Annotated in this window: 15 protein-coding genes; 6 read left to right on the top strand and 9 right to left on the bottom strand. The window is 52.5% G+C overall.

Annotated elements, in window-relative coordinates; genetic code table 11:
* Positions 1 to 50: 50 nt before the first annotated feature.
* The 3 genes from L2725_RS00305 to L2725_RS00295 form a co-directional block, all read right to left on the bottom strand.
* Complete coding sequence (locus tag L2725_RS00305) at positions 51 to 707, bottom strand: DedA family protein (protein ID WP_205407365.1); 657 nt, start codon at positions 705 to 707, stop codon at positions 51 to 53.
* Positions 708 to 944: 237 nt separating this feature from the next.
* On the bottom strand, positions 945 to 1,601 hold the full coding sequence (locus L2725_RS00300) for a DedA family protein (RefSeq protein WP_249247015.1): 657 nt from the start codon (positions 1,599 to 1,601) through the stop codon (positions 945 to 947).
* A gap of 53 nt (positions 1,602 to 1,654) precedes the next feature.
* Positions 1,655 to 2,023, bottom strand: coding sequence for a hypothetical protein (locus tag L2725_RS00295; protein ID WP_249247014.1), 369 nt, complete (start codon positions 2,021 to 2,023; stop codon positions 1,655 to 1,657).
* Positions 2,024 to 2,353: 330 nt separating this feature from the next.
* Here L2725_RS00295 and argS point away from each other — a divergent pair, with 330 nt between their 5' ends.
* Both argS and L2725_RS00285 read left to right on the top strand, forming a co-directional pair.
* On the top strand, positions 2,354 to 4,099 hold the full coding sequence (gene argS / locus L2725_RS00290) for an arginine--tRNA ligase (protein WP_249247013.1): 1,746 nt from the start codon (positions 2,354 to 2,356) through the stop codon (positions 4,097 to 4,099).
* Between the two features lie 3 nt (positions 4,100 to 4,102).
* Entirely contained in the window at positions 4,103 to 4,678 is a 576-nt protein-coding gene (locus L2725_RS00285; protein ID WP_248933866.1) for an SPOR domain-containing protein, read from the top strand.
* A gap of 13 nt (positions 4,679 to 4,691) precedes the next feature.
* Here L2725_RS00285 and L2725_RS00280 read toward each other — a convergent pair whose 3' ends face one another.
* Entirely contained in the window at positions 4,692 to 4,889 is a 198-nt protein-coding gene (locus L2725_RS00280) for a hypothetical protein (RefSeq protein WP_249247012.1), read from the bottom strand.
* On the opposite strand from L2725_RS00280, the gene hslV reads away from it, so the two are divergent.
* Together hslV and hslU are read left to right on the top strand one after the other, a co-directional pair.
* On the top strand, positions 4,882 to 5,406 hold the full coding sequence (gene hslV, locus L2725_RS00275; protein WP_115138326.1) for an ATP-dependent protease subunit HslV: 525 nt from the start codon (positions 4,882 to 4,884) through the stop codon (positions 5,404 to 5,406). The genes L2725_RS00280 and hslV overlap by 8 nt on opposite strands.
* Positions 5,407 to 5,428: 22 nt before the next feature.
* Positions 5,429 to 6,760, top strand: coding sequence for an ATP-dependent protease ATPase subunit HslU (gene hslU, locus L2725_RS00270; protein ID WP_248933864.1), 1,332 nt, complete (start codon positions 5,429 to 5,431; stop codon positions 6,758 to 6,760).
* A gap of 121 nt (positions 6,761 to 6,881) precedes the next feature.
* On the opposite strand, the gene L2725_RS00265 is transcribed toward hslU, so the two are convergent.
* From L2725_RS00265 to L2725_RS00255, 3 genes are read right to left on the bottom strand one after another with little or no spacing between them, the layout of a single operon-like run.
* Positions 6,882 to 7,343 carry a MarR family winged helix-turn-helix transcriptional regulator gene (locus L2725_RS00265; RefSeq protein ID WP_115138328.1) on the bottom strand — a complete coding sequence of 154 codons (462 nt, stop codon included), beginning with the start codon at positions 7,341 to 7,343 and terminating at the stop codon, positions 6,882 to 6,884.
* 60 nt (positions 7,344 to 7,403) lie between these two features.
* Complete coding sequence (locus L2725_RS00260) at positions 7,404 to 8,480, bottom strand: DUF2955 domain-containing protein (RefSeq protein ID WP_249247011.1); 1,077 nt, start codon at positions 8,478 to 8,480, stop codon at positions 7,404 to 7,406.
* 20 nt (positions 8,481 to 8,500) lie between these two features.
* On the bottom strand, positions 8,501 to 9,550 hold the full coding sequence (locus L2725_RS00255) for an HlyD family secretion protein (protein ID WP_249247010.1): 1,050 nt from the start codon (positions 9,548 to 9,550) through the stop codon (positions 8,501 to 8,503).
* 219 nt (positions 9,551 to 9,769) lie between these two features.
* Here L2725_RS00255 and L2725_RS00250 point away from each other — a divergent pair, with 219 nt between their 5' ends.
* Complete coding sequence (locus L2725_RS00250) at positions 9,770 to 10,372, top strand: histidine phosphatase family protein (protein WP_249247009.1); 603 nt, start codon at positions 9,770 to 9,772, stop codon at positions 10,370 to 10,372.
* 372 nt (positions 10,373 to 10,744) lie between these two features.
* On the top strand, positions 10,745 to 12,556 hold the full coding sequence (locus L2725_RS00245) for a tectonin domain-containing protein (protein ID WP_249247008.1): 1,812 nt from the start codon (positions 10,745 to 10,747) through the stop codon (positions 12,554 to 12,556).
* Between the two features lie 123 nt (positions 12,557 to 12,679).
* Here the strand turns inward: L2725_RS00245 and L2725_RS00240 are convergent, their stop codons facing one another.
* Together L2725_RS00240 and L2725_RS00235 are read right to left on the bottom strand one after the other, a co-directional pair.
* Entirely contained in the window at positions 12,680 to 13,654 is a 975-nt protein-coding gene (locus tag L2725_RS00240; RefSeq protein WP_249247007.1) for a sensor domain-containing diguanylate cyclase, read from the bottom strand.
* A 317-nt stretch (positions 13,655 to 13,971) separates the two neighbouring features.
* Positions 13,972 to 14,319, bottom strand: a complete 348-nt coding sequence (locus L2725_RS00235) for a DP-EP family protein (protein ID WP_249247006.1) — start codon at positions 14,317 to 14,319, stop codon at positions 13,972 to 13,974.
* Positions 14,320 to 14,323: the final 4 nt, after the last annotated feature.

Below are 14,323 nucleotides of genomic sequence, written 5' to 3'. Positions count from 1 at the left end.
AAAGCGCCCGCGGGCGCTTTTTGCTTTTCCATACACATAAGATGAGATGGCTAAGCTGACTTCTTTAACTTGCCGCGGAATTTGAATATCACCCAACTGCTGATCGCCAGACACAGAGTGATGATTGGCGCGGCCATCAAAATCATGGTCACTACCCGACTGACATTTTCAGGCAGTGAAGGTAACAGATAACCCAGTCCTACCAGCAAGCAGCCCCAGATAAAGGCGCTGAACCAGGCAAAGTACTGGAACACCCGCTGGCGCTGCAAACGCATGCCCATCATCAAGGGCAAAAGTGAGCGAACAACAGGAATAAAACGGGCAGTAAACAAGGCCACCAGACCATGTCGGCCCAGGAGTTTATCCACGGTTTGCAGCTTGTCGGATGGCACCGAGTCCACCCAACGCTGCACCATAGGCAGGCGATTAAGCCACTTACCCTGCATATTGGCCAGCCAGCTGCCGATAGCGGCGGCGCAGATAATGATGATCAACATCAGCACAGGGTTAACCACACCCACAGCCCCAAGGGTGCCAGAGAGGATCACCACAGAATCACAGGGCAGCGGCGCAGCCGGAATAAAGCCACTTTCAAGAAAAATCAGGGTCCCGACACACAGGTAAATCAGCAAAGCACTCCCGGGCGCCATCAGGGTAGTAAAGTCCTGATGCCACAGAGCGGTAATAACATTAATGAGGGAGTCCAATACCTTATGCTCCAAACAACCTGGCGGGGCCAGCATAAACAATGGGAATTTTCGGGCACTTGGTGGCCCGGGAAGAGCAAGCATACACCGATTTCATCTTTTCGAAGTGAAGGATTTAATGAAAAAATGGCAATGTTTGCAGATAGTGAGATTCATCAAGCAGATACTAATATTCACCAGCAGATAGCAAAAAGGCCGGATTAATTCCGACCTTTACTGATTTCGCATTACTCTGAATCAAGCGCGCTTGAATCTGCTGCGCAACTTAATCGCAATCCAGCTGGTCACCGCCACACAGAAAGTGATCACAGGTGCCGCCATCAGCCCCATAGTGACTGTCTTGCTGATTGGCTCAGGCAAAGACGGCAGCAAATACCCCAGCCCCACCAACAGAATGGTCCACAGCACAGCGCTCAGCCAGGAGAAGTAATGGAACTTGGGGGCTTCTTTCACCCGCATACCCATCATCAGCGGCAACAAAGAGCGAACCACAGGCACAAAGCGGGCGCAGAACAGGGCAACCAGACCATGACGGCCCAGCAGCTTGTCCACCAGCTGCAGCTTTTCAGATGGAACCGAGTCCACCCAGCGCTGCACTATGGGCAAACGGTTCAGCCAACGGCCCTGCAGATACGCCATCCAACTGCCCATAGCCGCACAGACGATCAGCAGTATCAGGATTAATACCGGGTCAATAACCCCGACTGCCGCCAATGTGCCGGACAGCACCACAACAGAGTCACAGGGGAAAGGCGCAGCCGGAATAAAGCCACTTTCCAGGAAAATCAAAGTGCCTACACACAGGTAGATCAAGGTTGCACTGCCGGGGGCCAGCAAGGCATTAAAGTCCTGATTCCACAGGGCAGACAATACAGTATAAATGGAGTCCAACATCTCACGCTCCGAAAAACAAACAGGCAGATAAACGGTTCAATTCACACAAGCCATCATTGGCGGGACTGGGTAAACCTGAATTGCAAATTGGCTTCCTGCCAGCCGCCCAGTCTGTGATTGGCGAAGTTGAGATATCCCGGCGGCCATCGCCCCAACAAGGGTTTGGCCACCAACAAAGGCAACAGAATCAACAACAGGGGAGAAAACGCAGGCAGCTGCACGCCGCAGGCCTGAGCACGTTGTAGCTGTCGCTTAGGTGCCAGAGTCACCTGACCTTCACTGACACCCCTGACCTGAGAGGTCTCCGCAACAGTTTGCTGCACTATCCCCTGCTTGGCAGCCAGCAACACCCATACCTGCCCCAGAAGAAGCACAGTCAATATGGATAGTAATGGCCATAGGCGGGAGGAAAATGGGCGCATTGAGAGTCCGGCTACGCACCTGTTGAGAATGGCAGATTTTTACTGCCAAGACGGATAAAAGGCAAGCAAAGATGAAGCGATAACAGCGGATTTAAAACTCCAGTTCCATTTTATTAACAAAGCCACCTCAATCAGGCTCAAAAACGGGCTGGAATTCTGTATCTGAGCCCTGTGTCCAACCCCGCCACAAGCCTATGCACAAAGCACCAATAAAAATTCATTCAGAAGATAGCAATTGTTCGCCACAAACCGTTAGAATGAGCGGTTATTCGGTAAGGAAGGGTACCTTCCACAAATTTCCAAGCCATAAGTTGTCGGTAAAACTACGCCATGAAATCACATATCCAATCGTTACTCGAACAAACTGTCGATTCCCTGAAACAGCAAGCAATTCTGCCAGCTGATTTTGCGCCGCGAATCCAGGTAGATCGAACCAAGGATAAGAGCCACGGAGATCTGGCAACCAACCTGGCCATGATGATGACCAAGGCCGCCGGCAAGAATCCACGTGAGCTGGCGCAGTTGATCATCGATAACCTGCCTGCCTCCAGCCATGTGGCCAGGGTAGAGATCGCAGGTCCTGGCTTTATCAACTTCTTTATTGATGAAAACGCCCTGGCCAACCAGCTGATGACAGCCCTGAAAGACGACAAATTCGGTCTTGAGCTGCCTGCTGCCCAGACGGTAGTGGTGGATTACTCCTCCCCTAACCTCGCCAAAGAGATGCACGTAGGCCATCTGCGCTCCACCATCATTGGTGATGCCTGTGCCCGCGCTCTGGAATTCCTGGGTCACAAAGTTATTCGTCAAAACCACGTAGGCGACTGGGGTACCCAGTTCGGTATGCTACTGGCCTATATGGAAGAGCTGCAGGCAGAAAAAGGCGAACAGGCCGAACTGGCACTGTCTGATCTGGAAACCTTCTACCGTGCTGCCAAGCTGCGTTTCGACGAGTCTGCTGAGTTCGCGACCCGTGCCCGTAACCTGGTAGTATCACTGCAGTCAGGCGATGAGTACTGCCTGAAACTGTGGAAAGAGTTCAACGATATCTCCCTGAGCCACTGTCTGGAGATTTATGAGCGTCTGGGCGTTAGCATGACCAAGGCAGACGTACATGGCGAATCTGCTTACAACGACGATCTGGCTCAGGTGGTTAAAGATCTGGATGCCCAGGGCCTGCTGTCTGAAAGCAATGGCGCCAAAGTGGTATTCCAGGAAGAGTTCCGTAACAAAGAGGGCGAGCCTCTGCCGGTAATCATTCAGAAAGCCGATGGCGGTTACCTGTATGCCACCACTGACCTGGCAGCAATCCGTCACCGTGCCAACACCCTGAAAGCTGACCGCGCCCTGTACTTCGTGGATCTGCGTCAGGCGCTGCACTTCCAGCAGGTATTCTCGCTGGCCAAGACTGCAGGTTTTGCCCCTGAGTCCATGAGCCTGGAACACCTGGGCTTCGGTACCATGAACGGTGAAGATGGCCGTCCATTCAAGACCCGCTCCGGTGGTGTCGTCAAGCTGGTTGACCTGCTGGATGAAGCCAACGTCCGCGCACTGGAACTGGTTCGCAGCAAAAACCCGGATATGGATGAGCAGGAACTGGCACACATCGCCAAAGTGGTGGGTACCAGCTCTGTTAAATATGCCGATCTGTCCAAGAACCGCGCCAGCGACTATATCTTCAGCTTCGAGCAGATGCTGAGCTTCGAAGGCAACACAGCACCATACCTGCTGTACGCCTATACTCGTGTTGCCGGTATCTTTAAGCGTGCTGAAGGCGTTGACCTGTCCAACGCGACTATCAGCCTGGAACACGACAAAGAGAAGGATCTGGGTAACAAGCTGGCTCAGTTTGGCGAAACCCTGACCCGTATGGTTGGCAAAGGTCACCCGCACGTACTTTGTGGTTACCTGTTTGAGCTGGCCGGTGCCTTCTCCAGCTTCTACGAGGCCTGTCCGGTACTGAACGCAGAAACGGAAGAGCAGAAGCACAGCCGTTTGCTGCTGAGCCAACTGACAGCCAAGACCCTGAAGCAAGGTCTGGATCTGTTGGGCATCGAGACTCTGGAGCGCATGTAATCAATGACCCGGGACTACGCTAATCGTAAACCTCGCAGCACCAAGCCCCGCAAACCCCGCAGCAACAGTAAGGCAGCGCCGAAAAAGCGCTTCCCTGTTGTGGTGGCGGCAATTGCCCTGTTGGGACTGGCAGGCTTTGGTTACTTTTTGTGGAGCATCACGGGTAGCTCAGATCAGGCAGAGGTTGTAGAGACTCAGGTCGAGCAACCCAAGCCTAAACCCGCGCCCAAAAAGGATCCGGACGCTCTGCCACCCAAACCCAAGGATGAGTGGACTTATCAGACCGAGTTGGAAAACAAACAGGTGGAAGTGGACCTGCCAGAGCAGTCAACCGCACCTACCCGCCCCTATCAGATGCAGTGCGCTTCGTTCCGGGTGGAGTCACAGGCTGATGAAATGAAAGCCATGATCGCCTTCCAGGGCCTTACAGCTCAGGTACGTAAGGTACAGGGCAGCAGTGGCACCTGGTACAAGGTGGTGTTGGGTCCCTATGACACCAAGCGTGCCGCCGAACGTCAGCGCCATGTGCTGCAACGTGCCGGTATCAATGGATGTCAGATCTGGTTCTGGGAAGGTTAATACCTACAGCAGGTTAACCAGCTAATCCACATAGAGAATTGCTTTTCAGCCCCGCATCACGCGGGGCTGTTTTTTTGTGCACTCCCTCCCCGCGCCCTTGTAACAAATCATTTTTCCCCTTGTATTCCCTTTTGGCTGTCCCCATATCCTTTTCATCGACCAGCAGCAATGCTGTTTTTGCTGGCAACTTGAGAGGATCTATCGTGACCACAATCGTATCAGTACGCCGTAACAACCACGTGGTTATCGCAGGTGATGGCCAGGTATCTCTGGGCAACACAGTGATGAAAGGCAACGCCAGAAAAGTCCGTCGTCTTTACAACAACAAAGTATTGGCTGGTTTTGCCGGTGGCACCGCCGATGCTTTTACTCTGTTTGAACGCTTCGAAGCCAAACTGGAAATGCACCAGGGTCACCTGCTGAAATCAGCCGTTGAGCTGGCCAAAGACTGGCGCTCTGACCGCGCCCTGCGCAAGCTGGAAGCCATGTTGGTAGTAGCCGACCATGAGAGCTCCCTTATCATCACAGGTAATGGTGATGTGGTGCAGCCAGAGCACGACCTGCTGGCCATTGGCTCAGGCGGTAACTATGCCCAGGCAGCCGCCCTGGCCCTGATTGAAAACACAGACTTAAGCGCCCGCGACATTGCTGAAAAAGCCCTGACCATCGCCGGTGATATCTGTGTGTACACCAACCAATTCAAAACCGTTGAAGAACTGTCTTACTGAGACGGAGCGTTGAGGAAGTAATATGTCTGAAATGACCCCCCGCGAGATTGTCCACGAACTGGACGCCCACATTATCGGTCAACATAAGGCCAAACGCTCTGTCGCCATCGCCCTGCGTAACCGCTGGCGTCGTATGCAGCTGGATGCTGCCCTGCGTCAGGAAGTAACCCCAAAGAACATCCTGATGATCGGCCCAACCGGTGTCGGTAAAACCGAAATCGCCCGCCGTCTGGCAAAGCTGGCCAAGGCACCTTTCATCAAGGTTGAAGCTACCAAGTTCACCGAAGTGGGCTATGTGGGTAAAGAAGTTGAAACCATCATCCGTGATCTGACCGATGCAGCCGTTAAGCTGACCCGTGAAGAGCAGATGGTGAAGTGCCGCACCCGCGCAGAAGAAGCTGCCGAGGAGCGTATTCTGGATGCGCTGCTGCCCAAGCCAAAGAATGACTGGGATAACGACACCCAGAGCGAAAGCCAGTCCAACACTCGTCAGATCTTCCGCAAGAAACTGCGCGAAGGTCAGTTAGATGACAAAGAGATCGAAATCGATATCTCTGCGCCACAAATGGGCGTTGAGATCATGTCTCCTCCAGGCATGGAAGAGATGACCAACCAGCTGCAGAGTCTGTTCCAGAACATGGGCCAGGGTGCCAGCAAGCGTAAGAAGATGAAGATCAAGGATGCTCAAAAGCAACTGATCGAAGAGGAAGCGGCCAAGCTGGTCAACCAGGAAGACCTGAAAGAACAGGCTATCGAACTGGTAGAACAGCACGGTATCGTGTTCCTGGACGAGATCGACAAGATCTGTAAGCGCGGTGAAACCTCAGGCCCGGACGTATCCCGTGAAGGTGTACAGCGCGACCTGCTGCCACTGGTAGAAGGCTGCACAGTAAACACCAAGCACGGCATGGTGAAGACTGACCATATCCTGTTTATTGCATCAGGTGCGTTCCAGATGGCCAAGCCATCGGATCTGATCCCTGAGCTACAGGGTCGTCTGCCAATCCGTGTTGAGCTGGATGCCCTGACCGCAGGTGACTTCAAGCGTATTCTGACCGAGCCACATGCCTCGCTGACCGAGCAGTATGTCGCCCTGATGGGGACTGAAGGTGTGAGCATTGAATTTACCGAGTCTGGTATCGACCGTATCGCTGAAGCCGCATGGCAGGTCAACGAGCGTACCGAAAACATCGGTGCCCGTCGTCTGCACACTGTGATGGAGCGCCTGATGGAGGAGATCTCTTACGAGGCTTCCGACAAGTCCGGCAGCACCATGGTGATTGACGCTGACTATGTTAACGCTCACCTGGACAACCTGGTTCAGGACGAAGATCTGAGCCGCTTCGTGCTTTAATGCGCCAAAGTTTGTTTGTTCCTGTTAGCGCGGGAAAACTGCAGTTGCCCTTGAGTAACTGATTAAAAAAGCCGGGGAATGGTCCCCGGCTTTTGCGTATCTGGAGTGAAGCAATCGGCGCTCAGTCAGCCCCCAACAACACATCCTCTTTAATCAGACGTTTGCACAGTGACAGCAGCAACTCTCGCTCATCGCCAGACAAAGGCGCATAAAAGTCATCGACCACCAGTGCCACGGATTTCTGGGCTGAGGTCTCCACCTCCCGGCCCTTATCTGTCAGGCTCAAATATCTGGCCTTTTTGTTCTGCTCACTCTTATGGGCCACTATCAGCTCACGCTTGATGCAGTTGTCTACCAGACGTTTTATCACTGAACGTTCCCGGTGCAGCCGGTCGCATAATGTTTGCTGCGGCACCTCCCCCAGGTGGGCCAGCACCCTCAGTGCCCCCAGCATCTCCAGAGTGATATCAAACTCAGCTGCCAGTTGTTGGTTGGCCAGGGTGCGAAACTGCTTGTAAGCCAGTCCCATCATAAAAGATTGGCTCATATCCAACTCGGGAATATCGGTAATGCCTTTGCTCATTGGATTCTCTTGTTCTCTGGCGTTATCAAATACAAGGGTAAGCGCTGTGCGCAACGCGCTTTAATGTTCACTGCGGACTAACCAACCCGTCAGTCGAAAAATAAGGTACAAAATACCCAGGGTGGCGGTCAGCTCCCAGCCCCGTAAAAAGGTATCAGACAGCCCGATATTGGTGTTGGTCATATACAGCTGCAACGGCAATACGGTCGCCAACAGGGCGTCACCGTGTACGTCCCGCAATGTACCGGTTTCCTTGGTGAAATTGAAAGAAATCCAATACACCAAAGCAAACAAACAGATAGCATACAAGCTTACCACGCCCTGATGGCCGGCCATCAACATCATAAAGCATGCCGCCACCGCACAGCCCCCCACCTGAGTCACAAACCTGTCCTGCAGCACTGCCATAAACCTCTGTCGGCTGGTTTGGGTAGCCACCGCAATAACCGGCACGATACAGAAAGCTGCCGATACCAGATCCACCATCATCAGAAATGCCAGCCCAGCGCCTATCAAGCCGAGCGACACCAGCCTCTGTTCATAGGTGACCTGAGTCGGCGGAGAACTTATCGCTGTATTCTGAGCCTTAGCCTCAGGCTTGACCGGCAAAAACCAGAGCATGGTTTTAAGTACCAAAGCAGTGATCACCATAGCCAACAAAATCTCATGCAGTCGCTGGGGCATATCCGCCTGGGTATGCTGGGCAAACACCACAATCAATACCCAGTTGATGGTGGGCATAAAGAGTTTGCCGATTTTGGCCGGGGTGTCGGCACGCCGACGCATCTGATCAAACAGCACCGCACTGATACTCCACACTACAAAAGGGTGGTCACTGAACATCTCATAAGTGATGAGTGCACCGCATGCCGCTGCCATAGTGGGAGCAAACATACCCACCAGCCCTTTCCAGCTGTAATCTTTGCCCTTGGTCAGCACTATCACAGGAAACAATGACAGGTATACAGAAGCGTCCAGATGCAGCAGCTTGCCCAGCAGCATACAAACGCAGACCACCAGGCTGATGCGCAGGGCATCCACAGACCAGTACCCGGCCGCTGTTCTCTGCCCTGATTTCTTCGGCTCTGTCAGGGATACCTGAGTCTCGTCGGCGCTTTGATTGACCATAGTTGTCATCTGCAACTCCCCTCGAGCCATCAGTACAAGTAGCGAAACAGGGCCACCAGCTTTATCCAGCTATGGCTCAGGCCATCGATAATTGCTCCGCCATCATCCACCACCACACTGGCACGGGAGCCGGAAAACAGACTGGGATCCTGACCATCAACATGAATACGGACCCGCACCTTCTGCTGCTCGCGGATCCAACGGTTGTCATTGGTGACGGTCGACAGCTGATTACCCGGATTACTGGCATCGAAAACCGCTCTGTCCTGACTCATGATTGCGCCGCTGAACAGCTTCCCCGGAATGGCATCAAAGCTGATCAGTACCCGGGTATCCGGCTTAAGGTGAGTAATGCCTTTCTCATTGAAATCAGCACTCAGCCAATTGCTTTGCTCATTCACCACAAACAGCACCGGGCTACCGGCTTTAACATAACTGCCTGTCTGCAGCTGCAGATTACTGACGGTACCGGCCGACTGCGCCTTAATTTGAGTTCTGGATAGATCCAGCTGCGCCCTTTCCAACTTGGCACGGGCCAATGCCACAGAGGCAGACTCACCGCTTTGGGTCAGCTCAGCCTGAATACGGCTGACATCAGCCCCGGCAGCCGCCTCACCACTGTCAGCCACCTTGGTGGCAGCCAGTGCATCGTCAAGCTCTTGCTCAGACACCAGGCCCTTTGCCTGTAATGCCTGTACCCGCTTCAACCGCACATGACTGTTGGCCGCTTCAGTTCGTTTCTGCGCTAACGCCTGTCTGGCGGCCTGCAGCTCCTGCACTCTGGCCGCATTATCCTCTTTGGCCTTATTCAGCTCAGCTTGCGCCTGCGCAACCGCCAACTGGTAGCTTGTGGCATCTATGCTGAACAGCAACTGCCCTTGCTGAACCTGCTCACCATTATGCACAGCAACCTGTGTCACCACGCCCGACACTTCCGGGGCAATATTGGACACTGACTTATGCAGGGTTGCCTGAGTGGTGAAAGGCGCCAGGTTATCCGACATCACCAGCAAGACGGAAAATGTCACAGCCACGGCAATCACAGCCCAAAGCAAAGTTTTATAGATGACTTCTCTCACATTGTTACCCAAGCAACAAAAAAAACAATGAGAGGCATTATATTTGCTTTTGTTACACAAGCAACAATAAAATCAGAATAGATCGGATCAATCTGCGTTAACAAAGAATAAGATCTTGATGAAATTCGGGGCAGCTCACAGCTGAGGGTTTGAATTCATTGGATAAAAGCGCCACCATCCTGAATCAGGATTTTCCTCACCGAATTGACCGGCACTTAAATGAACAAACAACTCTACATACTGCGCCATGGCCAGACCCGATTTAACGCCGAAGGCAAACTTCAGGGCCACTGTAATTCCCCTCTGACTGAGCTGGGCGAGTCTCAGGCCAGAGCCCTGGGAACAGCGCTGGCAAGGGCCCTGACTCAGGATGGCAGCCCTGTTGATGAGTGGCAGTTGATCGCCAGTCCGCTGGGTCGTGCCGTGCAAACCGCTCAGTTGGTATGTGAGGGTCTGGGATTGGATAACAGCGCAATTCATACCGATGAGCGGGTGATGGAAGCAAGACTCGGCGATTGGGAGCAACAGGAGATCGCCACCATTATGGCAACTCACCCAGAACTGGATGGCCGCGGCGACTGGTATCTGCAGGCACCCAATGCCGAGACTCTGGCGCAGATCCGATGTCGGCTGCAAAACTGGTTGCAGGATCCGGCGACGCCAAACAAGGTGATACTGGTTTCACACGGTCTGACCGGTGTGGTGCTCAGAGGTATGCTGCAACATCTGGATGATGACGCCCTGTGGCAGCAAGATAAGCCTCAAGATGCCTTTTATCATTTCCGGGACGGCCAGTTAAACCGGATAAAGGTGTCCTGTTGATCTTCGGAGGCGCACAGCCTCCTGTTCCACATACCTTCTTCGCCAACAGGTCCGAGCAGAGCCAATTCAGGGTGAAAAAAAGACTTTTCGCATAATCCTCCCTATCCAGCCAGAATCCCAACACTTTGAATACAAACCGCGACGCAAACCCAAGATAAACCTTGTACCTTGGTTTTTTTGCCGGGGTTGACGCGAAGGTAAAGATCCCACCTCAAATCGGCTATTTCGATTAATGGCCAGCATTACGTTCGTTTACTTTTTGATCGTATTTATAATACATATAGTTTCCACGGCGGCAGAATTGCCTGGCAGGGCCGGTATAAAAAGCGGTTGTTAATTACAAAAAGTCACCACTGGTCAAGGGGAGCGACCATGAAACTATATCAAAGCGCTTTGGCTTCATTGCTGTTGTTGGCGGGTCTGACCGCTACAGCCGAGGCCGTTATCAAGCCCTATCCCGCCGGGCTAATCATGCGGGGAAAATATGACGGCACCAGGTGTGAAGCACCACGGGGCAATATGGCCGCAGGCTACTGTCAGGTTTACTGGAAAGATGTCGAACCAGTCAAAGGGGAATTCAACTGGGACGTCATCGACGATGCCATTAAAGTGGCCGAAGACTACAACTCAGACAAGGGTGTTTCCAATAAGGATGGTTATAAGGTGATGATACGCATCCGTACCGGTGTCTACGCGCCGGACTGGGTGAAGGATGATCCCGAGGTGGGAAAAATTACCTGGCACTTCAAAGACACCTCAGCCAATCAAACTTACGATCTGCCTCTGTTCTGGACCAGCGCCTACCAGGATCACTACGCTGATCTCATGACTGAGGCCGCAAGCCAATACGATGATGTCGATGTGGTCGGCGGCGTTGCAGCCTCCATGTGTATGACAGTACATACTGAAATCATGTGGAACCGCACCGGGCGCAGCGATGTGCGAGCGATTAACATGGAAAGAATGCGAGCTCTGGGCACAGCAAAACGATACACCAACCAACGCGACTTCAACTGCCTGAAGCGCCAGGTCCGCATTCATGCCAATAAGTGGCATAACACCCCCACCCTGTTTGGCAGCCATCTGTATCAGGTTTATGACTACTCCGATGGCAGCAAAACCAGTGATTACGCCAAAACCAAAGAGCTATTCGACTACTGTCGGGACAACACACGCCTGGGTAAGCGTTGCGTACTGGGCAACAACAGTCTGCGCCATGATGAAGTCAATGATGACGGCTCAGTTAACCAACTGCTGTATGAAGTTGCACAGGCTGGTGATCCCGTTTATTTCCAGACCAATGTATTCAAAAGCGACACTGGTAACTTCTTTGGTATCAGTGAACTCAAAGGAGCCATGAACAATGCTGCAAATTGGGGAGCCATTTCGGTAGAGATCCCCATGTACTGGGACTGCAGCGACTATTTCAATAAGTCCGGATGTACTCAGGCTGTGATAGATCAGCGCCAGAATGAGTTCCATACCTATCAGGCGAGGTTGAAGAATAATTTCCGACCTGCCGATGCCACCGACACCAACCGTTATGTGCGCACCCGTCATAACCTGTCCGGTGCGGGTTGGGTGCATAACTCAGGCGCTCTGGGTCAGCTCTCATCCACCAGCAGTGGTGAAGTCTGGGGGATCTCATCAAACGATAGTATCTGGCATCGCCCCAGCCAGCATGCCGGGTGGCAGCGTATCTCAGGTGCTTTGGTCCATGTACAGGTTGCAGGTAAAGGCCGGGTAGTCGGAGTTAACCGTGACGGCAACCTTTATCAGAGAGACAGAGCCAACAACCGCTGGACCGGGCTGGCCAAACCTTCATTGAACAGTGGTGAAAAGCTGATTACCGTGGATGCCACAGACAGCGGCGTCTTCTGGGCAACCACCAGCAGCAACCGGGTTTTCAAACGCACAGCTTCGGGCAGTTGGTCACGGGTTAACGGCGGTCTGAAGCAGGTATCTGTCAATGATGATGGCTCAGAGGTTTGGGGCATAGCACCCAACAACACCATCTGGCGCTGGAACGGCTCAGGATGGAGCAATATCAGTGGCGGTCTGAAGCAGATATCAGCCGGAACCCATGGCAATGTCTGGGGAGTCAACGGCAACAATACTGTGTACTACCGCGATGGTAACCGCTGGCAGTCTCTGGGTCAGATGAAAGCAGTATCGGCCCGATAAGCAAAAAACGCCGCCCGGGGAAAGCCAAAGGCTTATCCGTCGGGCGGCTGTGGCAACTTTGCATCAACTATTCAGTGGAGCAATAGAGCAGCACCAATCATCTCAGGGCGATGTTCAAATCATTCAGCAACTGCAACTGGTAATTCTGTCACGCCCCTCTTTTTTGGAGCGGTAAAGGGCGGTATCGGCACAGCACAGCATGGCAACAGGCGAAGGAAAGTTCTCACCCTCTTCCGATGCAATTCCCTGGCTGACGCTCACCATGGTTTCCTCCGGCAATCCATACATGCCGAACTCCAGCGAGCGCACTCTGGCGCGAATACGTTCAGCTACTTCCTGCGCCTGCCATTCCGCACAGCCCGGCAGGATCAGGGCAAACTCTTCTCCGCCATAACGGGCAGCCATCGACTGCTTGTTGGGCAATTCACCGCGGATCACCCGGGCAATCCGCTTTAAACACTTATCTCCCTGAATATGGCCATGCATATCGTTGAAAGACTTAAAGTAATCCACATCGATAATGACGGTACACAGAGGCAACTTATCCTCCTTACAACTGTCCCAATGACGCTGCAGCGCTTCATCAAACGCTCTCCGGTTATAAAGAGATGTCAGGGGATCTTTGGCCGCCAGTTCAGACATGCGCGCCAGCTCGGCTTTCAGGTCACTTAAATCCTGCAGTGACAACACAAACAGCTCGCCAATACTGGAAACCGACAAATGCACAGGTAACACACCGCCACAGGCCTGATTAATCACCACCTCTCTGGGGCCGTGTTGCAGGGGCATCAACATCCCCTCCCGGCGCACCAGCATAAACTCGTACTCAGACTTAAAAGGCGTGGTAAGCCAGCTCTGCCAATGTTCATCCAAAAACGATTCGCAGGTGTCGCCCAGCAGCATGGCTGCCGCCAGATTGATACTCAACACTTTGCCTTTACCATCCACCAGCACCTTGGCGTCCTGCATCTGCCCCAGCAGTTGAGTCAGTTCATTCTGCAATGGATCTGGTCCCACTCTCAGATGGTTCAATCTGGGGTGAAATGGTGTCACATTGGCTGAGGTTATCTTGTTATATTTGGCGGTTAATACGCTCATCACCGGCTCCCTGTCGGTACACTTTCCCGAATTGGCAAGCCCAGTTTATGACGCCACTATATGTTGAACCTTCCGGCAACCTTGATTTTTAACCTACTGTTTATAAACAAAATAAATTCAACCTCAACAGCAAGACGGAGCCTGTTGTAAGGTTGCTGGCGGATAAAATGAGATGTTGGAACTGGTGTTTGAAGGAAGGAGAGACAGAATACTGACCGTATCGATGACGATTTGCTCTTATAAGATGACTATTTGCTCTAAATAAAAGTGCCGAAAAAGATCGGCACCAAACTACACACACAGCTGCAAATCGGACTTTAAGCTGTGCGCTTTTTATCAATCACCACAGGATCTGGGCTATTTAACAACAGGGTCTGGCCCTCGATCTTAAACAGCAATCTAAATCCAGTTTGTCCATTCACCTGGTCGGAGTCATGCAATGTCAGAATGTTTGGCGTTACGCTGACCGAGTCAATCACGCCGTCAAAGGGGTTGGCAAATGAGGCTCCGGCAAAGCTTAAGCCTTTACCTGTCTGGTCATCCAGACTGTAGATAATCTCGGTATTTTCCTCTGTTACCACTACAGTGCCTGGCGGGTTATAAGTAAACAGTGGAACGCCAGCCTCATCCAAAGTAACAGTTACGGTAATGTCTTTTTGTGCCATTTTT

The organism is Shewanella corallii (assembly GCF_023349125.1).
Taxonomy (GTDB): domain Bacteria; phylum Pseudomonadota; class Gammaproteobacteria; order Enterobacterales; family Shewanellaceae; genus Shewanella; species Shewanella corallii.
The sequence above is the reverse complement of the archived record's forward strand: the minus strand, read 5'-3'. Positions and strand labels throughout refer to the sequence as shown.